At 39.0% G+C, this 26,281-nt stretch carries 25 protein-coding genes and 1 riboswitch; of the genes, 8 read left to right on the top strand and 17 right to left on the bottom strand.

Annotation, left to right across the window (positions count from 1 at the left end):
- Nucleotides 1–352 precede the first annotated feature (352 nt).
- From HNR53_RS09620 to HNR53_RS09605, 4 genes are read right to left on the bottom strand one after another with little or no spacing between them, the layout of a single operon-like run.
- The gene (locus HNR53_RS09620) at nt 353–637 is read right to left on the bottom strand and encodes a ferredoxin family protein (RefSeq protein ID WP_184525310.1); all 285 of its coding nucleotides are present in this window, start codon (nt 635–637) and stop codon (nt 353–355) included.
- Nucleotides 637–1,932, bottom strand: coding sequence for an FAD-dependent oxidoreductase (locus HNR53_RS09615; protein WP_184525308.1), 1,296 nt, complete (start codon nt 1,930–1,932; stop codon nt 637–639). Before HNR53_RS09615 ends, HNR53_RS09620 begins: the two co-directional genes overlap by 1 nt.
- The gene (locus tag HNR53_RS09610) at nt 1,925–2,953 is read right to left on the bottom strand and encodes an electron transfer flavoprotein subunit alpha/FixB family protein (protein WP_184525306.1); all 1,029 of its coding nucleotides are present in this window, start codon (nt 2,951–2,953) and stop codon (nt 1,925–1,927) included. The genes HNR53_RS09615 and HNR53_RS09610 overlap by 8 nt, the downstream gene beginning before the upstream one ends.
- A gap of 29 nt (nt 2,954–2,982) precedes the next feature.
- Nucleotides 2,983–3,801 (bottom strand): electron transfer flavoprotein subunit beta/FixA family protein, encoded by an 819-nt coding sequence (locus HNR53_RS09605; RefSeq protein ID WP_184525304.1) that lies wholly within the window; start codon nt 3,799–3,801, stop codon nt 2,983–2,985.
- Nucleotides 3,802–4,308: 507 nt separating this feature from the next.
- Here HNR53_RS09605 and HNR53_RS09600 point away from each other — a divergent pair.
- On the top strand, nt 4,309–4,845 hold the full coding sequence (locus HNR53_RS09600) for a ribonuclease H-like YkuK family protein (protein WP_184525302.1): 537 nt from the start codon (nt 4,309–4,311) through the stop codon (nt 4,843–4,845).
- Nucleotides 4,846–5,083: 238 nt separating this feature from the next.
- Here HNR53_RS09600 and HNR53_RS09595 read toward each other — a convergent pair whose 3' ends face one another.
- Genes HNR53_RS09595 through HNR53_RS09585 form a run of 3 tightly spaced genes read right to left on the bottom strand, consistent with a single transcriptional unit; the run spans nt 5,084 to nt 10,317 of the window.
- The gene (locus HNR53_RS09595) at nt 5,084–6,718 is read right to left on the bottom strand and encodes a response regulator (RefSeq protein WP_184525300.1); all 1,635 of its coding nucleotides are present in this window, start codon (nt 6,716–6,718) and stop codon (nt 5,084–5,086) included.
- Nucleotides 6,719–6,735: 17 nt separating this feature from the next.
- Complete coding sequence (locus HNR53_RS09590; RefSeq protein ID WP_184525298.1) at nt 6,736–7,596, bottom strand: CheR family methyltransferase; 861 nt, start codon at nt 7,594–7,596, stop codon at nt 6,736–6,738.
- Between the two features lie 12 nt (nt 7,597–7,608).
- A complete protein-coding gene (locus HNR53_RS09585) occupies nt 7,609–10,317 on the bottom strand; it encodes a response regulator (RefSeq protein ID WP_184525296.1) in 2,709 nt (902 codons plus the stop codon).
- Nucleotides 10,318–10,604: 287 nt separating this feature from the next.
- Here HNR53_RS09585 and HNR53_RS09580 point away from each other — a divergent pair, with 287 nt between their 5' ends.
- The 3 genes from HNR53_RS09580 (at nt 10,605) to HNR53_RS09570 (ending at nt 13,133) form a co-directional block, all read left to right on the top strand.
- Nucleotides 10,605–11,555 (top strand): endonuclease I family protein, encoded by a 951-nt coding sequence (locus HNR53_RS09580; RefSeq protein WP_184525294.1) that lies wholly within the window; start codon nt 10,605–10,607, stop codon nt 11,553–11,555.
- Between the two features lie 88 nt (nt 11,556–11,643).
- Nucleotides 11,644–12,384 (top strand): ABC transporter ATP-binding protein, encoded by a 741-nt coding sequence (locus HNR53_RS09575; protein ID WP_184525293.1) that lies wholly within the window; start codon nt 11,644–11,646, stop codon nt 12,382–12,384.
- On the top strand, nt 12,381–13,133 hold the full coding sequence (locus HNR53_RS09570) for an ABC transporter permease (protein WP_184525291.1): 753 nt from the start codon (nt 12,381–12,383) through the stop codon (nt 13,131–13,133). The genes HNR53_RS09575 and HNR53_RS09570 overlap by 4 nt, the downstream gene beginning before the upstream one ends.
- A 69-nt stretch (nt 13,134–13,202) precedes the next feature.
- Here the strand turns inward: HNR53_RS09570 and HNR53_RS09565 are convergent, their stop codons facing one another.
- Nucleotides 13,203–13,415 carry a DUF1540 domain-containing protein gene (locus HNR53_RS09565; RefSeq protein ID WP_184525289.1) on the bottom strand — a complete coding sequence of 71 codons (213 nt, stop codon included), beginning with the start codon at nt 13,413–13,415 and terminating at the stop codon, nt 13,203–13,205.
- A 215-nt stretch (nt 13,416–13,630) separates the two neighbouring features.
- Here HNR53_RS09565 and HNR53_RS09560 point away from each other — a divergent pair, with 215 nt between their 5' ends.
- On the top strand, nt 13,631–14,461 hold the full coding sequence (locus tag HNR53_RS09560; RefSeq protein ID WP_184525287.1) for a hypothetical protein: 831 nt from the start codon (nt 13,631–13,633) through the stop codon (nt 14,459–14,461).
- A gap of 35 nt (nt 14,462–14,496) precedes the next feature.
- Here HNR53_RS09560 and HNR53_RS09555 read toward each other — a convergent pair whose 3' ends face one another.
- Together HNR53_RS09555 and HNR53_RS09550 are read right to left on the bottom strand one after the other, a co-directional pair.
- A complete protein-coding gene (locus HNR53_RS09555; protein ID WP_343065310.1) occupies nt 14,497–16,485 on the bottom strand; it encodes an acetoacetate--CoA ligase in 1,989 nt (662 codons plus the stop codon).
- Nucleotides 16,486–16,583: 98 nt separating this feature from the next.
- Complete coding sequence (locus tag HNR53_RS09550) at nt 16,584–17,339, bottom strand: NRDE family protein (RefSeq protein ID WP_184525285.1); 756 nt, start codon at nt 17,337–17,339, stop codon at nt 16,584–16,586.
- Nucleotides 17,340–17,497: 158 nt separating this feature from the next.
- Between HNR53_RS09550 and HNR53_RS09545 the strand changes: the two genes are divergently transcribed.
- On the top strand, nt 17,498–18,067 hold the full coding sequence (locus tag HNR53_RS09545; protein ID WP_184525283.1) for an NAD(P)/FAD-dependent oxidoreductase: 570 nt from the start codon (nt 17,498–17,500) through the stop codon (nt 18,065–18,067).
- A gap of 95 nt (nt 18,068–18,162) precedes the next feature.
- Here HNR53_RS09545 and HNR53_RS09540 read toward each other — a convergent pair whose 3' ends face one another.
- Nucleotides 18,163–19,065 (bottom strand): AEC family transporter, encoded by a 903-nt coding sequence (locus HNR53_RS09540; RefSeq protein WP_184525281.1) that lies wholly within the window; start codon nt 19,063–19,065, stop codon nt 18,163–18,165.
- A gap of 285 nt (nt 19,066–19,350) precedes the next feature.
- Nucleotides 19,351–20,028, bottom strand: a complete 678-nt coding sequence (locus HNR53_RS09535; protein WP_184525279.1) for a GNAT family N-acetyltransferase — start codon at nt 20,026–20,028, stop codon at nt 19,351–19,353.
- 143 nt (nt 20,029–20,171) lie between these two features.
- A riboswitch (TPP riboswitch) is annotated at nt 20,172–20,286 on the top strand.
- A gap of 131 nt (nt 20,287–20,417) precedes the next feature.
- Between HNR53_RS09535 and thiC the strand changes: the two genes are divergently transcribed.
- A complete protein-coding gene (gene thiC / locus HNR53_RS09530; protein WP_184525277.1) occupies nt 20,418–22,202 on the top strand; it encodes a phosphomethylpyrimidine synthase ThiC in 1,785 nt (594 codons plus the stop codon).
- 146 nt (nt 22,203–22,348) lie between these two features.
- On the opposite strand, the gene HNR53_RS09525 is transcribed toward thiC, so the two are convergent.
- The 5 genes from HNR53_RS09525 to HNR53_RS09505 all read right to left on the bottom strand — a co-directional run bounded on the left by HNR53_RS09525 (nt 22,349) and on the right by HNR53_RS09505 (nt 25,289).
- On the bottom strand, nt 22,349–22,684 hold the full coding sequence (locus HNR53_RS09525) for a zinc ribbon domain-containing protein YjdM (RefSeq protein ID WP_184525275.1): 336 nt from the start codon (nt 22,682–22,684) through the stop codon (nt 22,349–22,351).
- A gap of 251 nt (nt 22,685–22,935) precedes the next feature.
- Nucleotides 22,936–23,169, bottom strand: a complete 234-nt coding sequence (locus tag HNR53_RS09520) for a glutaredoxin family protein (protein WP_184525273.1) — start codon at nt 23,167–23,169, stop codon at nt 22,936–22,938.
- Between the two features lie 71 nt (nt 23,170–23,240).
- A complete protein-coding gene (locus HNR53_RS09515; protein ID WP_184525271.1) occupies nt 23,241–23,537 on the bottom strand; it encodes a rhodanese-like domain-containing protein in 297 nt (98 codons plus the stop codon).
- 34 nt (nt 23,538–23,571) lie between these two features.
- The gene (locus HNR53_RS09510) at nt 23,572–23,931 is read right to left on the bottom strand and encodes a rhodanese-like domain-containing protein (RefSeq protein ID WP_184525269.1); all 360 of its coding nucleotides are present in this window, start codon (nt 23,929–23,931) and stop codon (nt 23,572–23,574) included.
- 158 nt (nt 23,932–24,089) lie between these two features.
- A complete protein-coding gene (locus HNR53_RS09505; RefSeq protein WP_184525267.1) occupies nt 24,090–25,289 on the bottom strand; it encodes a nitrate/nitrite transporter in 1,200 nt (399 codons plus the stop codon).
- Between the two features lie 202 nt (nt 25,290–25,491).
- Between HNR53_RS09505 and HNR53_RS09500 the strand changes: the two genes are divergently transcribed.
- Entirely contained in the window at nt 25,492–26,193 is a 702-nt protein-coding gene (locus HNR53_RS09500; protein ID WP_184525265.1) for a Crp/Fnr family transcriptional regulator, read from the top strand.
- Nucleotides 26,194–26,281: the final 88 nt, after the last annotated feature.

The following is a 26,281-nucleotide window of genomic DNA, read 5'->3' as shown; positions in this document are numbered from 1 at the left end:
AACATATTCTTAACGAAAATTGTATTGTTATTTTACTTTCTAGTATTTAATTCATCTTTAACCCACACTCTATTAATTAAACTAAAATATTAATACAGGAGTAAACTATACTCCTGTACTCCGGGAAATGTCAAGCAGGGAAATTATGTATATTAGATACCGGCAGGGTATGCTTCTCAGTTTACAAAAAAAGCTGTCCTAAAAGGTGCTTTGCATCTCGATTAGGATCTATCTAGTATTTTTCCCTTCATGCATACCAGATATTCTTCCTTGATGCCAAACCCTATAATTATAGGACAGCCGCTCTTATAATGAACCAATGCAAAATGGAGCATGTGACTTTTAAGAACTCTTAAGCCAATCTGAAAATAATCCCATGACCGCCTTTAGGATATTCCCATTTAATATTTTGATACGGACATCCAATGCGGCAGCTGCCGCATTCATGGCAGCCCTCGTAGCCAACCTGCATTCTGGTCCCTTCCCATTTGTACACTTCTGCAGGACAGAATACCGTACAAAGTTTCTCAGGGCATTTTGTGATGCAAATGTCGTGGTCCAATACAGTCAAATGGGACTTTGTATCACATTTGAAACGGAGAAGATATTGTTTTTCTTCAATATTTGTTGTTGACATTATTTCACCGCCTTCCAAGCGCGATAGAGATCCTTAATTACATTGAACGTTCCTTTTTGCCCTTTAATGCTGTTCATGATCTGTTTCTGCTTTTCTTTCTTCGGTGTACCGTCAACGGTAAAGAAAGTACTTGCTGCCTGGTTCATCATCGGTACATACTCGCGGAAATATTGCGGATTGTGCTCAAAAGTATGAGCAGCATCTTTATATTTTTCTAGATCCTTCATAATGAAGCTTGTATTTAAGTTATCCCGGTAACTGTTTAAACTTGCTTCGCTGAAGTCATTCCGCTCCTTTGCTTCAATAATGGCTTCAGCTGCCATTTTACCGGATGCCATTGCCATATTAGAACCTTCACGGTGGATAGCATTAACGAGTTGTGCTGCATCCCCTACAACTAATACACCGTTCCCTGCTACTTTCGGCACAGAACGGAAACCGCCTTCTGGGATTAAATGGGCCAGATATTCAGCGGATTCCCCTCCTGCAAGCAAAGGTTTGACCATCGGATGGCTTTTTAGATAATCCAATAAATCATAAGGCTTTAATTTAGCTTGAATCATGCTGGACAAGGTCGTCCCTACTCCTATATTTAAACTTTCTTTATTCGTATATAAGAAAGCGGTACCAAGATTTCCTTTCGTAGAATCGCCGAATATTTCAATCGTGCATCCTTGATTCTCTTCTAAATTAAAGCGATCGTTAATTTTTTCTTTTGGCAGATTAATGACTTCCATGACGGTTAATGCCACTTCGTCTGGACGCAATTCTTTATGGAATCCAAGCTGCTTTCCGAGAAGAGAGTTTACGCCATCTGCCAAAACAACTACATCTGCATAAACTTGACCGTCAGGACGGTCTGTCCGCACACCGGTTACTTTTCCATTTTCAACAATACATTCAGTAACAACTGTCTCATTAATTAATAGAACGCCCTCTTCCACCGCTTTTTGCGCAAACCATTGGTCAAATTGGGCTCGGAGTACGGTAAAATTATTATACGGTTCCACTCCCCATTCCAGTCCTTTATAGCCAAAGGTAACAGCAGACTCTTTATCCATCATCCAAAAGCGCTGTTCAATAATCGGTCTTTCCAGCGGTGCTTCCTGCCAAAACTGTGGAATCAATTCTTCCATTTGTTTCCGGTAGAGAACGCCTCCCATCACATTTTTACTGCCAGGGTATTCCCCTCTCTCGATTTGTAAAACTTTTAAGCCGTTTTTTGCACATGTATAAGCACATGCCGTCCCGGCAGGACCAGCTCCTACGACAATAACATCAAATTTCTCAGACATGGCTAATCTCACCGCCTTCTTCCACACGAATTTGTTTGAATTCCTCGATCAATCTAGGGATAATTTCGAATGCATCTCCAACGATTCCATATGTTGCCACATCAAAAATAGGTGCTTTTTTGTCTTTATTAATTGCAATAATCAACTCTGAATTCTTCATCCCGACGACATGCTGGATGGCACCGGAAATACCAATGGCAAAATAAATTTTAGGTGTCACCGTTTCCCCAGTCTGTCCAATCTGTAATTCGTGAGGAAGCCATCCAGCTTCAACAACGTCTCTTGTCCCGCCGACACTTGCACCGATTGTTTCGGCCAGTTCATGAATGAGCTGGAAGCCTTCTAAATCTCCCATGCCTTTACCCCCGCATACAATGACATGCGCATCAGCCAGATTGGCACTTTTCTTGACATCTTTGACAATTTCAAGGACTTTTGTCCGCATATTCTCTTCTTTTAGAGAGATTGTTTCTTCAATAACCTTTCCTTGTCTGTTATAATCCGGTTCTATGGCTTTCATTACTTTCGGACGCACGGTAGCCATCTGCGGTCGGTGTTTTTTACATAGAATAGTAGCCATAATATTACCGCCAAATGCCGGTCGGCTCGCTTCCAGTAATCTTTTTTCGACATCTACATCGAGCATGGTTGTATCCGCTGTTAAACCGGTATTTAAGTCAGTCGCTACCGCACTGGCCAAATCTTTTCCGTTAGGAGTCGCCCCATAAAGAATAATTTCCGGTTTATAGTTTTGCGCGAGACGAATGAGACCCTTCATATAGGACTCGGTCCGGTAATGCTTTAAAACGGGATGGTCAACAACGTAGACAAGATCTGCACCGTATGCAATCACCTTGGACGTAAGCGGTTTCACATCATCCCCCAATAATACACCTGCCAATGGAACTTCAAGACTATCTGCCAATTTTCGCCCGGCACCCAATAATTCTAACGAGACACCTTCAATGTCCCCTTCATTTTGCTCGATGAATACCCAGACACCACGGTAATCTTCAATCATGAAAGATCCCCCAATCCATTTATTGTTCCTTATTTCACATTAAATAGCTCTTTTCTCTCCGCCAGCACATCCATCAGCTGTGCGACTTGTGCATCCGGCGTTCCGTCCAGCATATGTCCTCCCTCAAGTTTTGGCGGTGTAAACATTTTACCTACAATTGTGGGAGATCCTTTAAGCCCCAATTGGGATCGGTCGACCTGATCTAAATCATTTACAGACCAGATATTCGGTTCATATCTGGCGGCATTAATCATATTTGTCAAAGGTGAATATTCTATTTGATTGACTTCCTTCTCAACTGTTAATAAACAAGGCATCTTTACCTGAAGGAGCTCATAACCGTTTGAAAGCTTTCTTTTAACTAACACGGTTTTATTATTTTCATTAATCTCACAGACTTCAATTACATTTGTGACGGGAGGAATATCTAGTCGTCTTGCCATCCCTGGTCCTACTTGCCCGGTATCACCATCAATCGCATGTTTTCCGCATATCACCATATCAATCTTGTTCTCTTTTGAGATTTTCTCAAGTGCTTTTGACAATGCATAGCTGGTTGCCAGTGTATCAGCACCGGCAAATGCGCGGTCTGTGATTAAATATCCTGCATCAGCACCAATTTCAATACTTTTCTTTATGACTGCTGTTGCTTGCGGCGGACCCATAGATAAAACTGAAATTTCCCCTTCGCCTAATTTCCTTCTTACCCTTACTGCTTCTTGTACCGCATGCGCATCATAAGGATTCAAAATGGCCGGTGCGCTCCGCCTGTCGAGTGTGTTTGTCTTAGGATTAATTTTAATAATTTTCGTATCTGGAACTTGTTTGACACAGACGACGATATGCATGAAAAAAACCCCTCCTTCATTCGATAAAAATGCCTTGTTCTATTTTTATATTTGAAATGCTGATGAAATGGTTTTGTCAAATCAAAAGCATTGGACACATAGATTAACAAGTGGTTTTGAAAACGATTACATTTGAAAGAAAAAGAGTTAGATAAAGAACATTGATTTGAATTGATAGAAAAGAAGATTCTTGCTGAAGAAATAAAGCAATTGTTACGAAATTTATTTTATTATATCAAATATTTAATGAATGTCGATATCAAAAATGATAATTATCACATGTTGTTCACATTTTATCATGATCTCCGGGCAGAAGTGTACTTGAAATATTTACTCCTCTTTCGTTTCCTTTTTCTTTACAACTCCATTCAAAAATCATTTATTTTCTTTTACACAACAAAAAAAAGAAACTGCATACATATGATTATAGTAAGAAATTTCAAATCACTGATTTTTTCCGTTTGTGCCGGGTAGTCTGAGAATGAATGAACTAAGGCAGGTGAAAGGATGAACTATCCAATTGAAGATCCGTTATTGTTTCATAATTTACAAGAAAAGAATATGACGTTTGAAAATGTTTATGCGCGAATTATTCGATTTATGAACTTAAGCCATAATGGAAATTATCGTTTAATGATTGGTACGGATTCTCAAGTCCATCTAAAATCAACCATATTTATTACCGGAATTGTCATACTTAATGAAGGAAAAGGTGCATGGGCCTGCATTCGCAGAGTCAGTATGCCCCGCAGAATGGAGCGTTTGCATGAAAGAATCTCTTATGAAACTTCATTAACAGAAGAAATTGTATCTTTGTTTACAGAAGAAAGGAAATCGAACATGATCGATATTGTTCTCCCATACATATATCAAGGGGCATCATTCACGATGGAAGGTCATATCGATATTGGTTCCGGAAACCGGAATAAAACAAGAATTTATGTGGAAGAAATGACAGCGAGAATTGAAGCAATGGGTTTGGAACCGAAAATTAAACCGGAATCCTTCGTAGCCTCAAGCTATGCTAACCGCTTTACAAAATAAACAGTTCCCTCTAACAAGCCAATTATGCTAACTTTTCCCATCGTTAAATAAAAGCATAACCGATCTGATTGTTTAACCTGGTCGATTATGCTTTTCGGTCTTACCAAATATTGTTGCAAGGTGCAGTATACAAACTTTTGCGGAAATGAGCATTGCTTTTCCTAATATTTTACAATCATTAACTATTTATTAATCTACTTTTCAGAAAAAGTTTAAATCTTTACAATAGAAAGGTAATTTAATAAATAACCGTTTCCGTGCAGAAGAGAGGCAAAGAAACAGATACAGTCGTTCCTTGACCGCATGCACTATCAATAAGCATTGTACCATGATGGCTTTCGATAATACTGTAGCACACCATTAATCCTAAGCCGGTACCGCGGTCTTTCGTTGTAAAAAATGGCTGACCAAGCTTAGAAAGAATTTCGCGCGGTATGCCGCATCCGCCGTCAATGAATTTAATTTCGAAATATTTTTCCCCTTCCATTACTTGAATGATCACTTCTCCGCCATCTTCCATTGATTCAATGGCATTCTTGACAAGATTAATAAAAACCTGTTTGATTTTATCCTCAATGCCAAAAATATAGCGATCACTTAAGGATTGGCTGCTCTCCAGCTTTATTTTTACCCCATAAAGATTCGCCTGGGCATTCATAAGTGTAATAATATTTTCTAATATATCCCCTAAGTTTATTTGTTTAAATTCAAGTTTACTAGGTTTTGCCAGCAATAACAATTCACCGACAATCGTATTAATTCTTTCAATCTCTGTTATCATGATGTCCATATATTCATGATTGCAGTCCATTTGATCACCTAATAACTGGGTAAACCCTTTTAAACTGGTTAACGGATTTCTGATTTCATGGGCAATTCCCGCTGCCAGCTCACCTACTACGGTCAGTTTTTCAGATTGCTGCATAAATTCACGGCTTCTCTTTAATTCTGTAATATCACGAATCATTAAATGGAGGGCCTGTTCACCCTTATAGATAAGCGGGATACTTTTCACTTCAGCATCGATTACCTCTCCGTTCATGCATACTAAACGCGCTTCCAGAGTGAACTGTCCTTTCTCCCTCTCTTCCTTCAATTTTTCAATTCTTTCATAATCACCCGGGTGGATTAATTTTTTTATCGGCTGCTTTAATACATCTTCTTTTGAATTTGCCTTAAACAGCTGAACGCCGGTCTGATTGATAAAAGAATACGTGTCGCAGTGATCTTTTTTTACAAGAATCGCCATCGGTGACTCTTCTGTCAGCTGCCGGTATTTTTCTTCACTTTCTTCCAGTTTAAGCATAGCGGCTTCTTTTTCATTAATTTCACGGAGCAGCTTTTCATTCGTTAAGCTCAGTTCATTTGTTCTTTCTTTGACTAATGCTTCCAGTTTCTCTTCATTAATTTGCAGAGCCCGATAGGCTTCCGCCAGTTCGTTCGTATATTTGGCAATTGTTTTGGCTTGCTCTTCTACTTTCTTTTTATTTAAATACATGGCCACTAAGCCATCTACCTTATAGGTTAAAATCAGCGCATCAAAAGGTTTGATAATATAATCAATCGCCCCGACTGAATAACCATGCAATATATTTTCAACCGTCTGGCTTAAAGCTGTAATAAAAATAATGGGCACATTTTGTGTTTTTTTTCTTTTTCGGATCATTTTGGCCGTTTCAAAACCATTGATTCCAGGCATTTGCACATCCATGATGATAACGGCAAACTCTTCCTTTAACACATATTTTAACGCTTCTTCGCCCGAATAAGCTTTTATTAGATTATAGTTTTTTGCAGATAACACTGCTTCTAACGCGATTAAATTTTCTTCCCGATCATCAACGAGTAATATATTGACAGTTTGATTTTTCATTCTATCCTCACTTCCATTTATTGAATCCTGCGAAATATTTTTTCATCTTCATCAAAGACCGTATAATATTTTTCTTTTTTGGAAAATGATAGACCCTCTCGATTACCTAGAGCTAAAAATCCTTTTGAAGATAGACTATTTAAAAATAAATCATGCACCCGTGCCTGCAATTCCCGATCAAAATAGATTAATACATTTCTGCAAACGATCAGATGAAATTCATTAAAGGATCCATCGGTGACCAGATTATGTTGGGCAAAAATAATATTTTTTGCCAGTTCTTTATGGAAGACAGCCTTTTCACCTTTTACCATATAATATTCTGAGAAATCATTGATTCCATCTGAGTTTACATAGTTATTCGTATATTCCTTCATTTTTTTTAGTGGGAATTGGGCTAGCTTTGCCTGTTGTATGACATGATTGTTCATATCTGTGGCATATATTTTTGCCTTGTGATACAAACCTGTTTCATGAAGTAATATCGCCATTGAAAAGGCCTCTTCGCCGGTCGAACAGCCCGCGTGCCAGATTCGGATACTTGGCAATTCGGATAAGAGCGGCAGGACTTTGCAGCGAATCGCTTTAAAAAACAATGGATCTCGAAACATTTCTGTTACATTGATCGAAAAATCAAGATAAAGCTTTTCCATCATCAGCGGCTCATGCAGAATTCTATCAAGCAGAGCTGTAACAGTCTCCATTTTTTCAGCCTTTATCCGATGCCATATTCTGCGGCGAATAGATGAGAAAGCATAATGACGGAAATCGAAGCCATAATGGCGGTAAATCCCCTCTAATAAAAGATCGATTTCAATTTTCTCCAAATCACTGCATTGATCCTGTTCCAAGTCTTGCATAAAATTTTTGAATTTCATAAATGCCCCCTATCATTGATAAAGCCAAACTTTCAATAAAGAAAGGAGTTGTTCTATATTCACCGGTTTGCTTATATAATCAGAAGCCCCGGCATTGATACATTTTTCTCGATCATCTTTCATTGCTTTTGCTGTTAAGGCAATAATAGGCAGCTTTTCAAGAGCCGGCTGTTCTCTTATTTTTTTCATCGCGTCATATCCATCCATTTCCGGCATCATGATATCCATTAGGACGAGATCAATCATAGGCTTTTCATTTAATACCTCTAGTGCTTCCCTTCCATTTTCAGCAAAGTGTACATGGATCCCGACTGATTCCAATGTGGTGGTTAAGGCGAATACATTCCGCATATCATCATCAACCAATAAAATATGCTTTCCTGCGAGGAAGTTTTCTCTTACTGCTATCAGTTCTTCCTCAAGGACAGAATGATCATCACCGCCATGCTGTAACTCTTCATCATTCATTTGGTATATGCCTTTGGATTCAATAGCTGCTGCAGCCTCCTTTCTTTCTATTGTGTGAGTTGCATTTAATTCTACTAATGCCGGTAAAATGAATGTAAATTCACTTCCTTTGTTTTCGTTGCTGTTTACGGTAATACTGCCTCCAAGAAGAGCAGCTAAACCTTTGCTGATCGATAGCCCTAGTCCAGTTCCGCCATATTTACGGCTTGTTGTACCATCTGCCTGCTGGAAAGCTTCAAAGATCAGTTCTTGTTTTTCCTTAGGAATCCCTATGCCTGTATCGGATACACAAAAGGCTAAAGATTCTGTTCTCTGTGGATGGGATTTGGAGATGGAACGGTATACTTTTACCCTTACACTGCCTTCAACCGTGAATTTCAGTGCATTAGCCACTAAGTTTTTTAATATTTGATAAATTTTTTGTTCATCAGAATAAATGATGCACGGAACATCTTCATCAATGCTCACTTCAAAGTGAATCCCCTTTTGCTCTGCCATGGCACTAAATTGATTATTAATCAAAGAAATAATACCCCTGGTATCAATTTCACTGATTTGCGGGTCAACCTTTCCCGATTCAATTTTTGAAATATCCAATATTTCATTGATGATCCCAAGTAAATCCTTACCTGATGAGTGAATGGTGTTCGCATATTGAATTTGTTTTTCTGTTAAATTACCTTCTTTATTTTCTTCCAGTATTTGCGCCAAAATTAATAAACTATTTAATGGTGTTCGTAATTCATGCGACATATTCGCCAAAAACTCTGATTTATATTGAGAGCTTAATAGAAGCTGCTGTGTCTTTTCCTCTAAAGCAAATTTCGCTTTTTGCAAATCCTCGGACCGTTGTTCAGACTGTTTATATTGCCCTTCCAATTCTTCATTGATCGTTCTTAATTCTTCCTGCTGCAGCTGTAATTCCTCTGACTGACTTTGCAGTTCATCATTTAATGTCTGTGTTTCTTCTAACAATTGATGAACCTGCATTTGTTTTTGAATGCGGTTTAAAATAATCCCTAATTGTTCTGTTGCCTTTTGCAATAATTCATCATGGAATTCAGTAAACTCATAGATACTCGCAATTTCTAAAACTGCTAATACCTCACCGTTCAATTGAATCGGCAGGATCATAATGCTTCTTGGCTCCGCTTCTCCTAAACCAGAAGATATTTTAATATAATTCTTGGGGATATCATGCAGCCTGATTGGTTTTCCATCGAGCAGACATTGACCAACAAGACCTTCCCCATACTCGACACGCTGCTTTCCCATATAATCCCCGTAAGAAGCCAACTTTTCCACATATGGACGGTCGCCTTCTCTTTTTATGTAAATCACACCATAGCTTGCTGCGACGATCGGGACAAGTGACTGTATATATCTTTCTCCTAAGCCGGAAATATCCAATACATCCTGCGCTAAAGCAGACAGTTCGGCTAATTGGGTTTTCAGCCAGTTTTTCGTTTCGATACTTTCTTTATACAGGCGTTCTTTCTTTTCGTGCGTTTCAAGTGCTGCAGCCATCTGATTGTAGGCAATGGCAATTTCACCGATTTCATCCTTTTTAATAATCTTAATCCGCGGCAGCTGCTCTGAACCGTTTTCAACACTATTCATGACATTTTTAACCCTTCCGAGCCGTACTGTAATGGCGCGAATCGACCAGATAGATAGAAGCATTCCAATGACGATGCCGCTAATAATAGAAGCGGCGCCAACTTTAATCACAAAGTGAAGTCTCTCTTCCGTATTTTTCATCGTTTGATCCATGATGATTTCTTGTTCGTTAATTAATTCTGTCGATAAATTAAAAATAGAATCTCTGCTGCTGTTTATTTTTTTTACAGTGTTTTCATCGATTTCACTATTCATACTTTTCACTAGCGCCATTCTTTTGTAAAGCTCTGCATATTCCTCTACCTGTCTTGTGAGGCGATGTAACTGTTCCTCTTCCTTTTCATTTACCTTGAATTGTTTGAGGATATTAACGCTTTCATTAATTGTCGTTAATCTTTCATCTACTGATTTTCCTTTAATATCTATTTTAGATGAGCCCGATATATCCGATGATAAGAAAAACGTTTCAACCCGAATGACGTGCAGTCTTTTAATGATTTCATAATGTTCCTGAACTAATTCGTTCATTTCTTGATTTTGTTTTGTTGGAATACTGATATTCAATAATAACAAGATCGTCATCATCATGATCCCTAACCCAAATCCAACATAAAGTCTTGTCGCAAATTTCATACGTTCAACCCCTATTTGTTTTCTAAAATTTATTCCTTTGAGCCGCTTTTTTATAAAAATTGACATTGTTCTTTTCGATTCGATCCATTCAATTTATATATTATTAAAAAAATTCAGACTTAATAGGTTATAATATAATGCACTCTATAATCCATGTCAATCATTATCAATTTATGTTTTCGCAACTTTGTGAAATGATATACAAATATAGATACATTAATGTTTGATGATCATTTGTTTAGGCTGTAAGATAGGGATAGACTGAAATATTCGACAGGGTGGATGGAATGGATAGTGAAAAGACAATACATGCAATAATTCAGGAGCGAATAAACGAATTAGAAAATTCCTTTTGTCATAATATTGATGAATTGCTCACTGAATTAGAAATAAATAAGCAGCAAATCTGTACAAATTTAAAACTATACTATAATGAAAGAAAAGATCAAAAGGACATGCAGCATTATTATCAAAGTGTCATGAATTTGAAGGAAAAACAGCCATTATTTTTCAAATTTCATGACTTAGTGAAAAGGTCACATAAAGAGCGGCTTCCTTATTTTATGAGTAAGGATCAATATTTATATAAATGGGTTGATTTACAGCCTGACGGTTCGTTGAAAAATATTTATTCCGGAATGCGCCAGAATCCGGAAACACTCATTGTTGCAGACTTTGAAATCATTCAAAAAAAGCATGCTGAATTTCAGAAACTGCTGAAGAGACGAGACACAAAAGTTGGGAATAAGACGGTAAAAATTCCAAAAATCGATAACGATTTAAAGTTTAACACAGAACATATTGTGCCCCTTTCATGGTATTTAGCCAAAGAACCGATGAAAGGAGATTTACATCATCTTTTTGCCTGTCAGCCGGAATGTAATATTAAAAGATCCAATTATCCCTATGCTGATTTTTCATTCTATATCCCTGAATCACCTGAAGAGAAGATTCAGAATCACTGCGGTGTGACAATGGACGGCCGCTTTGAACCGGAGTATGGCAAAGGAACGGTTGCCAGGGCGTTGATGTATTTCCTATTACGTTATCCCGGGACTATACATAAAACATTTCTACGGAAAATAGATCGCTCACTGCTCTTAAGATGGCATCAGCAATTTGACATAAATATATATGAAAAACATCGAAATCAAGCGATCTTTTTAATTCAGGGAAACCGGAATCCCTTTATTGATTTTCCGGAGCTTGCCGAGGAACTGCTCCCGGATTATTTGTAAGACCAAAGTTCAAGTCTGCTTGTATGAGTAAATAACGGCCACTATTTCTTACAAAGGGAAACATCATGGACGGAAGAAGGATGGAGACATGGAAACGCTGATATCAATTGAGCATATTGTAAAGAAAAATAAACAGGGAACCCCAATTTTAAGTGATATTTCTGCAAAAATAATGGACGGAGAACTAATTACGATTATTGGTCCCTCCGGTTCTGGTAAAAGTACTTTCCTTTCACTTATTAACAGGATGGCTGATCCGGACTCTGGGTCGCTTTATTTCAGGGGAACACCTTATCATGAGATCGATGTTCTGCAGTTGCGGAGGAAAATCGGTATCGTGTTCCAGCTGCCAACAATGCTTCCAGGAACCGTTAGGGATAATTTATTCATTGGACCTGCCCTTTTTCGCGAAAGTTTAAGCGAAGCTGAAATTGACGAACTGCTTGATGGAGTTGGTTTGCCTCCATCTATAAAGGAACAGAATGCCCGCTCCCTTTCAGGCGGTCAAAAACAAAGAGTATCCCTAGCCCGAACCTTAGCCAATCGGCCTGACGTCCTCTTATTAGATGAAGTTACGGCGTCACTTGATCCGCATAGTACAGAGGATATTGAAAATCTTATCGAAAAGATTCATCAGTCAGGGAAAACGATCCTCTGGGTTACTCATAATTTATCTCAGGCTAAAAAAGCCGGGCAATTCACATGGGTATTTGCCAATGGGAAAATTATTGAGCAAGGACGAACCATTGAGATTTTTTCGGCTCCTAAACAAACAATAACGAAGGAGTTTATTGAAACCTCTTTTGCAAAGGAGTCCATTCTCTCATGAGTTCAATGGCATTACTATCTACTCTTATTTTTGTGGTATTTGCTATCCTTCTTTCCAGATGGCAAAAGGTCGGGCTGGAAAAGGATATGTTGATTGGTACGATACGCGCTGCCATTCAGTTGATTGCCGTGGGCTATATCCTGCATTTTATCTTTAACCTTAAGTCCTGGCCGTTAATCATCTTAATGATCTCTGTTATGATCACAGTTGCCGTTATCAATGCGCGTAAAAAGGGAAAAGGTTTTCCTGGTATTGGGTGCCGGATAGCTGTTGCGATTGCGTCCACCGAAGTCTTAACAATGGGTCTCTTGTTATCATTAAGAATCATTGAGCCTGCTCCGCAATATGTGATTCCTATCAGCGGCATGATTATCGGAAATGGAATGGTTGTCTCCGGTTTGTTTTTAAATCGATTAAAATCTGAACTTGAGACAAGAAGAGATGAGATAAAAGTATATTTAGGTTTAGGAGCCACTTCCAAACAGGCGATTTCTCATGTCATGCGTAACACAGTAAAAGCCTCTATGCTGCCAACAGTCGATGGGTTAAAAACGGTTGGGTTGGTGCAGCTGCCGGGGATGATGACGGGGATGATTGTTGCCGGCGCCGATCCGATTGAAGCGGTGCGTTATCAGATTCTTATTATGTATTCCTTCACTTCTTCAGCAGCCATTATTGCCATCATCATGGCCATACTTACCCACGGTCTGCTATTTACAAAAGCGCAGCAATTTATCGAATATGATTAATATTAATGAAGCAAAACGACTCATTTTATCAGCCGTTTTGCTTCATTTTTTCAACATATGTCCATTGAATTATTCTTCTTTTGCCTTAAATGTTTTACAACACGTCTCTCTTGAGTGATTGGCTTCCTCTGAACGATCTGCAAAACCAAATTCTTGAGCAAACTCAGAATCATACTTGGACTGGTAATCCATATCAATGTTTATTTTGTCAGCGCCGCAAACATTTCCTTGTACATGGAAGGCACAGTTTTGTACAGAACAATTTACTTTAACATTTGGCAAATGAATCCCTCCAGCTTTAGAATTGGAAGAAAGAACGTCCTTTCTCTTTTCGAGAAGTATCGTTCTTTTCTATTCTGTCCCCTTAATCTCAAGAAAAACAGATTCTTTCAGCATTAAATGACGGTAATTGTTCCAAATTTTATTGCAGGAATTTTTTTCGAAAACAATTCAAAAGATACAAATGTTGATAAAATAGTTAGGGGAACGAGGGTCAGATGAAAAAAATTGTTTTTCTATTCACTTTAATTTGTCTGCTTTTAGGAAATATTACTTCTGTTGGGGCACTGACACTTGAAAATAAGGACAATCCAACTAGTTTTACTGTCAAGATCCTACCATGGGATGAAGCAAATAAAGTCATTCCCAAAAAGTCCATTTTTACGATTATCGATGTTGAAACCGGCTTGCATTTTGAGGTACAAAGAAGAGCTGGGAGTAAACATGCCGATGTTCAGCCTCTCACCTTTAAGGATACGAAAATGATGAAGACCATTTATAATGGCAAGTGGAGTTGGAAAAGAAGGGCAATTTTAATTGCGACCAAGGATCAATTACTTGCTGCATCGATGCATGGAATGCCGCATGGTGCTGGTGCCTTGAAAAATGGATTTCCCGGGCATTTTTGTGTTCATTTTTATGGCAGTACCACACATGGTTCAGGAAATGAGGATTTATCCCATAAAATCATGATCCTCCGTGCCGGAGGAAAATTGGCCGACTATTTAAATGAAATTGAACCGGTCCAGGTATTGAAGGTTTTTGAAACCGCCGTTAATCAGAGGGATAATGAAACGGTAAGGATGCTTTTTTCCAATAAAGAGAAACAACTCCATAAAAGGCTGAAGAATATTATGTTTTTTTCCATGAATCGGAAATCGGTTCAGATTGATAACGAGCACAACCCTTTCATCCAGCGAATTTCAGTGGATGCTACCGTTTATCATTGTGATTTCAGCAAACAAAGAAAGAGCATGGACATTATTCTGTTAAAGGATTCGCTTACCGGGCAATGGAGAATTGATGGCAGTATTGCGGATCAATTGTGAAAAGAAAGCTGTCACAAAAACTGTGACAGCTCTTTTTAAATGGATAATTGATTTTTCAATTCGATAAAAAAGTCAAGACACTTCGGGTTTTTCATTGAACCATCATTTACAGCTTTCTCCAACGGGACACCCATTAAAAGCTTTTTGACAGGTACCTCCAGTTTTTTACCATTTAAAGTTTGCGGCACTTCAGAAATTTGAAAAATCCGATCCGGCTGATGTCTCGGTGAACAGTTTTCCCGGATGCACTGTTTGATCTCTTCTTCTAATGTTTTTGTAAATGGGACACCATGATGTAAGACGACAAAAAGCAGCAGCATGCCCTTGTTATTCCTGTCCGTTAGGTCAACCGCGAGACAATCCTCGATTCCAGTGATGTTTGCGGCTGCTCTGTATAGTTCACTCGTACCAATACGGATTCCTCCGCGGTTAATGGTTGAATCAGAACGACCATATATGGATAAGCTGCCATTTGTTTTAATTTTAATGAGATCCCCGTGCCGCCAAACATCGGAATACGTCTCGAAATAACTGCTCTTATAGCGTTTATTATTTTGATCATTCCAGAAATATAATGGCATGGACGGCATCGGCTCAGTGACAACCAACTCCCCGACCGCATCTATGATCTCCTTACCTGATTCATCAAACACTTTTACACTAGCTCCCAAGTGTCGGCATTGAATTTCACCTGCATGGACCGCAAGCAGCGGTGAACCACCGACAAATGCAGAACAAATATCCGTTCCACCGCTTAAAGAGGACAGCCAAATATCCTCTTTTACATGACGATACACCCACGCAAATGCTTCGGGAGAGAGCGGCGCCCCTGTTGAGCCGATACTTTTCAGCTTATTTAACTGGCAGGCATCTTTTGGCCTCATCCCTGTGTTCATACAAGAATGCAAATAGGCAGCACTTGTTCCAAAAAATGTGATCCCTGTTTCTTCAGCGAATGTCCACATGAAGTCGTTCTCCGGATATCCCGGATGACCGTCATATAAGACAATGGATCCTCCTGTTAACAAACCGCTAACCAAGAAATTCCACATCATCCACCCCGTCGATGTATACCAAAAGAAACGGTCCTTTTTTGTGATATTCATCTGCAGATGACATTGTTTTAAATGCTCCAGCAGAATTCCTCCATGACCCTGCACAATTGCCTTCGGCAGTCCGGTTGTACCAGATGAGTACAAAATCCACAAAGGATGATCAAATGCAACTTGTTCAAACCGAATCACATTCTTGTTCTTTTGTCTCTCAAGCAATGTGTCCCAAATTACAGTATTTTTGAGCTCATGAATATCCGGACTTTTTGCTATATATGGCAGTATAATCGTATTCTCGATGGACGGAATAGCCTTTTGAATCTCCTGAACACTGGGGATTCGCTGATAATCCTTCCCACGATAGCGGTAACCATCTGCGGAAATCAGCAGTTTAGGTTCAATTTGTTTAAAACGATCCACAACCGCAGCACTGCCAAAATCAGGAGAACAGCAGGACCAGACTGCACCGATGCTGGCACAGGCTAAAAAGGCAATGATGGTTTCCGGAATATTGGGGAGAAATCCAACCACTCGATCCCCGGGTTTCACACCGTAATTCTTTAAGGCCGCCGCAAAGACAGCCGTTTGTTCATAAAGCTCCTTCCAAGTCAGCTTTTGCAACTGCGGACGAACTTCTGATTTGGCTATGACAGCCACTTTTTCATCAGGCTGATGACGAAAAATATGCTCTGCATAGTTGAGCCTCGCTCCTGCAAACCATAGGGCACCAGGCATTTTTCGTTCCGTAAGCACCTTTACATATGGGGCAGAATAGCTAATATTGAAATATTGCCATAAGGATTCCCAGAAAGTTTCTATCTCTGTAACCGACCATTGCCAAAGGTCTTTATACCGGTTAAATACCAGCTCTTTATTTTTATGCAGCCAGTCCAGATACTTCACCATATTTGATTGCTGCTTCCATGTTTCAGACGGCTCCCAAAGAAACATGCCTTCCTCAATTTCCTGCACCAAATCTATCACCTCTGTCACTGAAATAGGGATCACTGTTATCTTCTATTATTTTTATGACAGATGATTTATGAATAGTACGAAACACCATGCACCTACTATGGTTCAATAATAAAATGCTGTTCCACCATTTCATTATTTTGATATACCCGTTCAATAAAATCTATTTTTTTCTCTCTCATCAATAATACAGTAGAACTTCTTGTACCATAGTCATCGCTTTTTATAAATAAAGGAGACAGCATTCTCTCCCACTCCAATGAAACTCCTGTATGTGGCAGCAGTTTATCCGGAGCAGGATCAGCATGCTGCAGAAGCCGAAACAGTTCTTCTTGCATGGGCAGGCTGGGATCAGATAAAGTTTTTAACAGACCTGCCTTACCGAATTTCACTTTCGGCCATTCGGTATTGAGAAAATGGTTGCTTAAACCGTAGATTCCAGGCTCTAAAACTTTCATTTGGCTGTTTACATTTGAATAATAGCAGAGCTCGTTCACATCACCTAATAGAATATTATACCCCGGATATTCTCTCTGATTCTGTTCAAGTTTTTTTAGATAATCCTCTGTGTCCCCATCATATGTTAGATACTGCGCGACCAGTTCACCGCGTGACCTTTTGCCCGCTGTTTCTTCGTTTGGATTGCGGTAATTGGTTAATGCCGCAAAACGCCCTTCTCTTGTTACGCCCATCCAAGTTCCCCACTTTTCCAGATCTCTTCCGGCAAGAATCTCTTGTCTATCATCCCAGTAATGTGCCGCTTTTGTCGGTCTTTGATAAAATTCATCGCGATTGGCAGCAACAATGAGAGGGATATCAGGATGGACATGATAGGCAAAAAGAATTAAACACATCGATACCACAGCCTTTACAATGTTCGTCAATATCATTATTTTTTCTATTATAAATGAAATTGTGACAATATTATAGCATTTACTGTCAATTACTTCCTATCCTTCCAAAATAACACTATATTAATAAAGGTACATAGATAAAAATGAGGTGTTTAAAGATGAAAGCAGATGTTATTGTTATTGGCGGAGGAATCAGCGGTTTATCTGCCGCTTTGTTTACCGGTCATGCCGGCTTAAAAACGATTGTGTTCGATGCTGGAGAATCACAAATAAAAAAAGTAGCAAAATTAAATAATGTGTTGGGCGCACCAGGTGTTTCCGGTGATGAATTGCTTGAGAAATACCGCCAGCAGTTAGGTGATTTTGCAGAAGTAAAGAGTGAAAAAGTGGATTTTCTGCAAAAAGAAGGCGATACTTTCATTGTCAAAGCAAATGGTGCAACGTATGAAGCCGTTCGCGTCATTATCGCAACCAATGTTGATACCGCTTTGCTGGAAGCAATCGGTTTAGAAATCGCTGTTAATGAAAATATTAAGAGCGGAAAAATTAAAAAGGTTGTCGGCGTAAACTGGGAGGGAGTAACTTCTGTACCAAATCTCTATATTGCCGGTCTTTTAACCGATCTGCCAAGCCAGGTGATGATTGCAGCAGGACAAGGTGCTGCGGTTGGTGTACGTGTTGCCCAAGATGCGACTGGCGACAAATATATGTGGCATGATGTAAACTAATTCATTTTGCCCTGTACGATTTTTCGATAAATGTTCAAAGGTATTTACACCAGCGTGTAAATACCTTTTTATTGTGTATATAAATCATCCTGTTTCTAACCAATAAAATAAAGTGTCAACGGAATCGTAATCAAACTAAGAAGTGTTGTGACCAACGTGGTAAACGACGTTAAATCAGGTTTAACATTAAATTGTACCGCCAGCATCGTTGTATTGGCTGCTATCGGCATCGCGGCTAACAAGATATAAACATTCTTGATTAGATCATTAACAGGCATAAAGCTAACAAGGAAAACAGCAAGTATGGGTGAAATGACCATCCGAATAACCGTCATGGTATTGATGTATTTTAAGGCAAAATGGCTCGATTTGATCTCCGCCAGCTGCATCCCGAGGATTAACATGACTGTGGGGATTGAGGCATCCCCGACCATGCCGATGCCGTCCATAATCGTTTCTGGGAGCTTTACATTTGTCAGCTGCATCAAAACTCCTAATAAAAAGCCATACAGCACAGGCATTTTTAAGACGTTTATCAAGGCATCTCTCGCACGGGTAGATTTTTCACTTCCAAAAGAAGCAATAAAGATCCCGAGTGTATTAATAATAAAGGCATGAATCACCATAAGAATAACGGCATAATCAAACCCTGCTGTACCAAAGGCAAACAATGCCACGGGCGCTCCATAATTACCGCTATTAGGAAAAACGGTACCCAGCAGCATCGCCGACAAATGTGATTTATCGGCTTTTATGAAGAAGCCCCAAATAACCGTAATGGCGAGTAGAATAATTGCTAAAATAAATGTAAATAGGAACATATAAAAATACTCAATATTCAATTCGTTTGAATAAAACGTATCAAAGGTTAAAAATGGCAGCATTAAATACAACGACATTGTAGAAATCGATTTAATATGAAATTGAAACAGTTTCTGCCCGATAAATCCTGTTCCAAAGATGAGAAAGGCCGGCAGCACAATTAACAGCAGATCCATTCATTTAATCCCCTTCCAACTCCCTTCTAAGTTACTTTTTCATAGCTTAAGAGAGAAATTCTATCATAATCAAATTCGTAACATGTAAGATATATCATAGAAATCTCCGGATATCAAAAGATTCTGAGATCTATATGCAATAATCTGCTATTTTTTTATATTTTGTATTAATAAAATGAATTGAATTGAATTGAGTTGAATTTACTTTAAGGTAATTATGTTATGTAAATTAATGGTGAAGAGCCCTGTCATGACTCCTTATTACACCTTTTGTTTAAAGTCAGCCTATTCTTTGAACATTTCCTCCCAGCAGTTTGATAAGATCTTCTTATCAATCCCGTTTACTCCAGCATATTTCTCCCGATACATCGCTTTGATGATCTCCCTGCATTCTTCTTTCGTACAGAATTCTTTTCCCATTGTTTTAATCAAGAGATTTAATGGAACGCACGCCCCTTCTCCATGCAGCGGAGGCTGGAAGTAATGAATCTCATCATAGACTTGATAACTATTTTTCTTAAAGAAGAGATTTCTCTTTTCGCAGGCTTCTTTTTCAACCATGGAAGAACCCTCTTCGTACTTTTCCGTTTCGAGACTGATAGCCGAAATATTTTGCTGTTTGTTTAAGGCAGCATCTTCGTTTAACAGTCTTTCCATTTGCTGCAATGTTCGCGAGCCCAGCCCTTTTTTTCTCCTATTCTCGCTTACAGCCAGATAAACAATAAATCCGGCGTTGACTTCAGCTAAATAATGAGCGGTTGCCAGCGATACCAGTTCCTCTTTTTCCAGCCCGATGAGAAAGTGAAAGTGATTAGCGTTCTGTTTTTCAGCATATTGGAGGCTATTGAGAAGGATTTGATGAGGTTCCCTCACCTCAATTGGAAAGGACCTATCGTATAGCTGAAATGCCTTTTCTAAATAGATTTGATTATTTAAAGTTATTTCTATCCAGCTAATCGACATGACTGATTCCCTTCTTTCATTCTTTACTCCTTCATCTTATCATAGAGCAAAGGACAGAGTATATTCCTCATTTTTATTCATTTTTCTAAAAAAAACTATTCCATTTTATGCTAGGTTCCGCTATAATAAATTTTGAATTTAATAGCAATAACTAGGGGTGTCCATTGAGTTGGGCTGAGAGAGAAACACGATGAAGTTTCTTGACCCTCGGGACCTGATCTGGTTCATACCAGCGTAGGGAAGTTACTATCATGTACATGATGATTTACTTTCGGATAAATCAAGCCGGGTCCAATCCTTTTATTGGACACCGGCTTTTTTATTTTTTCCATGATCGCTTGATACGATCCAGATCCGATCCCTTGCTGAAAAAAAGGAGAGATCTCATTATGTTAAATCCGTCAGTAAATAACGAAAACATTTCGATCATGTCTAGCTTTGAGGGCAGTAAAAAAGTATATGTAGCGGGCTCAAGACCTGATATAAAAGTTCCGATGCGGGAAATTGAATTAAGCCCGACGATAAATACTCGTGGAGAAGAACAAAATTCACCTGTTCGTGTCTATGATACAAGCGGTCCTTATACAGATCCCAATTATTCTGTTGATATTACAAAAGGTCTCCCTGCTCTCCGTGTGCCATGGATTCAAGAACGCTCTGATGTAGAAGAATATGAAGGAAGAGAAATTAAGCCTGAAGATAATGGCTACAGGGATGCCGAGGATCCACGTTCTAATCATCAGGTGTTCCCTGCGTTAAAACGGAAACCTTTACGGGCAAAACAAGGGAAAAACGTGACTCAGCTTCATTATGCGAAAAAAGGTATCATTACGCCTGAGATGGAATTTATCGCAATCCGCGAAAACATGGATCCGGAGTTTGTTCGTGAAGAAGTGGCTAGAGGTCGTGCGATTATTCCAGCGAACATCAATCACCCGGAAACAGAACCGATGATCATCGGGCGCAATTTCCATGTAAAGATAAATGCGAATATTGGGAATTCGGCTGTATCCTCTTCTATTGAAGAAGAAGTGGAAAAAATGACATGGGCAACACGCTGGGGCGCTGATACCATTATGGATTTATCGACAGGGAAAAACATTCATACCACACGGGAATGGATTATCCGCAACTCTGTTGTTCCGGTTGGTACTGTACCGATTTACCAGGCGCTGGAAAAAGTAAACGGGATTGCTGAGGATTTAACATGGGAGGTATACCGCGATACTTTAATCGAGCAGGCTGAACAAGGCGTGGATTATTTCACGATTCATGCCGGTGTATTGCTGCGCTATGTTCCGCTTACGGCGAAACGTCTAACCGGAATTGTATCACGCGGAGGTTCCATCATGGCTCAATGGTGTTTATATCACCACCAGGAAAATTTCCTCTATACTCATTTTGCAGAAATCTGCGAAATTATGAAAGCCTATGATATTGCCTTCTCATTAGGAGACGGTTTGCGTCCCGGTTCCATTTATGACGCGAACGACGAAGCACAGTTTGCCGAGTTAGAGACACTTGGAGAATTGACGAAAATTGCCTGGGAGCATGATGTACAAGTGATGGTAGAAGGACCTGGGCATGTACCGATGCATCTGATTAAAGAAAATATGGATAAACAGCTCGAGGTTTGTCAGGAAGCTCCATTCTATACATTGGGACCTCTGACTACAGACATTGCACCTGGATATGACCATATTACTTCTGCTATAGGGGCTGCGATGATTGGCTGGTATGGAACAGCTATGCTTTGCTATGTGACACCGAAGGAACATTTGGGACTGCCAAACCGTGAAGATGTTCGAACAGGAGTAGTTACCTATAAAATCGCTGCACATGCAGCCGATTTAGCTAAAGGACATCCGGGTGCCCAGGCGAGAGATAACGCCCTTTCTAAAGCTCGTTTTGAATTCCGTTGGAAAGACCAGTTTAATCTTTCCCTTGATCCCGAACGTGCCGTTGAATACCATGATGAAACGCTTCCGGCTGAAGGAGCGAAAACAGCTCACTTCTGTTCGATGTGCGGTCCGAAATTCTGCTCTATGAGAATCTCTCATGATATCCGCAATCGCGCGAATGAAAATCAGCCTGAAAAAATGGAAGAGATAGAAGCTGGTATGAAGGAAAAGGCAGAGGAATTTAAGAAAACAGGCGGGCACCTCTACCAGTAATTCGCTGTTGTTCAAGGATTTGTGAGACCATCTAATTATTTATATAACAAAAAACGCACAGGGATTTTTTATCTATCCCCCTGTGCGTTTTTCTTATCATACATTTTTGATTTCAATGCCCTTGAATTCATTTGATGATGGCTATATTAGATTTTCTTTACAAATTCAGATTTTAACTTCATTGCACCAAATCCATCAATTTTGCAGTCGATATCATGGTCGCCGTCAACCAAGCGGATATTCTTTACTCTTGTTCCCTGTTTCAAAGTGGAAGAGCTTCCTTTTACTTTAAGGTCTTTGATGATCGTTATCGTATCGCCATCGCTTAACACATTTCCATTCGCATCTTTCACTATTTTTATATCCTCTGTATTTTCTGAATCCAGTGTCCACTCATGTGCACACTCTGGACAGATAAACATATTTCGATCCTCATATGTATACTCAGAACTGCATTCCGGGCATTTAGGCAAATTTGACATCTTTAAATCCTCCATATTATCTCACTATTTTTCAAAACTACCTTTCCTATTGTAGCGAATGTCCGGCATATTCGCCACCCTAAAAACAATCATTTATCTGCTGCTAAAGCTATTTATTATAAATGGAACTGCCTCCTGATTGAACTGCATAACTTCGTTCATAAAAAAAGAGATCCAGCTATTTTGAACTGGATCCCTTTTAGAGCTGTATAGAAGTATCCTTCAGGCACTTCAATAAGAATACAGGAGATTTAGTCTCTTAATGCCTTCATAATGCTATTTGGGTCATACCCTACTACCCATTTCCCATTAACCTCTGTTTGCGGAACTCCTAACTGACCGGTTGCTGCAATGAGCTTATGCATCGATCTTTGATCCTGTTGAACATTCACTTCTTGAAAAGGTATATTCTGGTCGTTTAAAAAGTTTTTTAACATGACACAGTATCGGCATGTGTTTGTTGTATAAACGGTAACTGAATTCATCCTAAAAACTCCCTTTGTAATTAAATAGTCTTTCTTTCATACCAAGGCGATTATCATAAAAGATAATGAATTTATTCCATTTCCCCTGCCCAGCTCATCATACCGCCAATCATATTTGTTACGTTATAGCCATAGCTTTCAAGAACTTGAGCAGCCATACCGCTTCTTCCGCCTGAACGGCAAACGATGATATATTCTTTATTTTTATCTAATTCATTCATTTTAAATTGGATTAATCCTAATGGTATGTTTACGGCACCCGGAACTTTTCCGCCTGCAACTTCATCGACTTCTCGTACATCGATGATGTTTAAGGCTGAGCCGCTTTTTAACATGTTTTGAACTTCTGTTGCTGTGATCTGTTTCATTATATTAATTCCCCCCAAAATATGTGTTTTTATTTTATATCCAGGCACTCATGCCGTCTTTAACATTGGTAACGTATTTAAAACCTTGTTTCTTTAAAATTTTACTTGCTTTATTGCTTCTCATGCCGCTTTGGCAAATAACTACTACTTCCTTTTCCTTTGATAGCCCATTCGATTTTTCAGCTAATTGATGAAGAGGAATATTTTTAAACCCGCTGATATTTCTTGATTTGAACTCCCCGGGGGTTCTGACATCAATAAATTGTTTGTTTTTATCAGTTAATTCCTGTTTTAAATCTGCAGCCGTAATCTGTCGTACCCCTCTTGTCGGCAGCATGCGCATGACAAAAAAGATGCCAATTAGCCCGAGAAGGATGTAATTGATATAATCCATGAAAGTAGTGCCTCCTATATAGTTTATTTACCACCAATACATTTACCCCTATAGGTATTATAATAATTTAATTCGATTAGAGTGTCAATTGATTTACCTGCCTTTGATTATTAGCCATAAATAGAAAAAAAAGGTGCTAAAATTTAAGCACCTTTCATTTATCCTGATTTCTTATTAAAAGTTTCTGTTCCTTCAGGCAGCAAAAAAGGTTCCTTCATCTTTTCTTGATTTAACATAACGAAAACAATGATTAAGCAGACACTCGCTACCTGCGAAAAGGCCATATAACCGATTGCGTAATTACCAGTTAGATTATACAATAGCGACAGCATCAGCGGAGGGAAAAATCCTCCCAATCCCCCTAAAGCAGCAACAACACCATTGACAATCCCGGCTTCCTTTGAAAAATACAACGGCACCAATTTAAAAACGGTACCATTACCGATTCCCGCACACACCGCAATGCAAAGACAACCTACTGAGTACATCACGAATGATAGATTAAACGCAAGCAGAATTCCGGAAAGAGTTAAACCGGTAAAGACACCAATAAGGATTTTAAAAGAATTAAATCGATCACCTAGCCAGCCCCCAATTGGGCGAAGGAAGGTGGCGATGGCAATAAAACCGGCCGTCCTTATCCCTGCATCTACTTTATCTAAGCCGAATTGTTCAACCAGATAGTTTGGCAGGTATACGGTAAAGGCAACAAATGAGCCAAAAGTAAGAAAATAAAACAAACTTAAAAACCATAGCTTTTCATTTTTATAAACATTTTTTATTTGCGCCGCTAAAGGCGTGATCACTTTTGGTTCTTCTTTATCACCAAAGAAAAAGTTACTTAATACAACAATTGCAATAAGAATCGCATACAACTGCACGGTTGTCTGCCATCCAAGCTTAGTGGCAATAACTGGGGCTGAAAATGTCGTAAGGGCTGTACCAATATTCCCCATTCCGTAGATACCATTGACAAATCCATGGCGTTCCTTTGGATAATATTTCGGCAGAGATGTAACACCTGCTGAGAAAACGGCTCCGCTGATCCCAATAAATAACCCGCCAATTAGTAAATCTGAAAATGAATTCGCATGGCTAATATAGAATATGGGGAAAAATAATACAACGAAACTAATCATCGTGACCAATCGGCCGCCAAAGCGATTGGTCCAATAGCCAATTGGCACCCTTAAGATCGAACCAAGCACAACGGGGATAGCTGTAACTAATGTCAATTGACTGGCTGTTAACGAAATATCTTCTTTTATAAACGGGATTAAACCTGACAAAATCACCCACACCATAAATCCAATAATTAATGAAAATGTTTGCAGGGGTAGTTGAAGCGCTTTCCTCATCTTAATTCTCCTTTCTACTTCCACATTTTACATAGTCTAATTTTTTATCTGTTCTTATTTTAAAAAATAAAGAATATGTTAAGATGTTAAGAGATTCACAGATTTCCATACGTTCATGAAATCGACACATTCCTGGAAAAAGAAAATCATGATTAAGTATGATATGATAACGTTATATTGAAAAAATAAAGGGTGATTTCATATGGCTCCAACTTCGATTAAGCCAACACACTCCATTGAGATTAAGGAACTCCTTCGTATTGCTGATAGAACAATCAAAACAGGGAAAAACCAATATTTGTTTCAGGAAGGGCAAGCAGCGAATGAACTTTATTTGATCATTTCCGGTAAAGTGCAAATCAGCAAGATTACTTCTGAAGGCCGCGAGCTGGCCTTACGCATATGCGGTGAAAATGATATTTGTGGCGAATTAACTCTCTTTACCAATGCTCCGCGCTATCTGCTGAATGCGCATGTGATTGCTGAAGGGGAAGTGGCGGTCATTAACAAAGATGTCCTTGAAAAGGAAATTTTCCATAACGGTGCCTTAGCCTATGAATTTATGAAATGGATGAGTGATCATTTTCGCAAAACGCAGACGAAATTTCGCGACTTGCTTCTAACTGGAAAAAAAGGAGCATTATTTTCAACGCTGATCCGGATGACGAACAGCTATGGTGTACAAAAAGAAGACGGAATTCTCATCGATCTTCCACTCACGAACCAGCAATTGGGAGATTTCTGCGGTACATCACGCGAAAGTACAAACCGCTATTTAAATGAATTGAAGCGGGATGGTGTCGTCTCTTTTGAAAAAGGGAAAATAAAGATCCATGACCTGCAATATTTAAAGAACGAAATTGGCTGTGAAAATTGTCCTGCTGTCTATTGCAGCATTGAATAAAATATCTACAAAAAGAGACTGAATCGACATTCAGTCTCTTTTTTTCTCCCCATTTCCTATCATTTTTCAAACAAGCGATATCCCCTAT

Source organism: Bacillus benzoevorans (assembly GCF_014207535.1).
Classification (GTDB): domain Bacteria; phylum Bacillota; class Bacilli; order Bacillales; family Cytobacillaceae; genus Bacillus_BD; species Bacillus_BD benzoevorans.
This window is presented reverse-complemented; position numbering and strand designations above follow the sequence as displayed.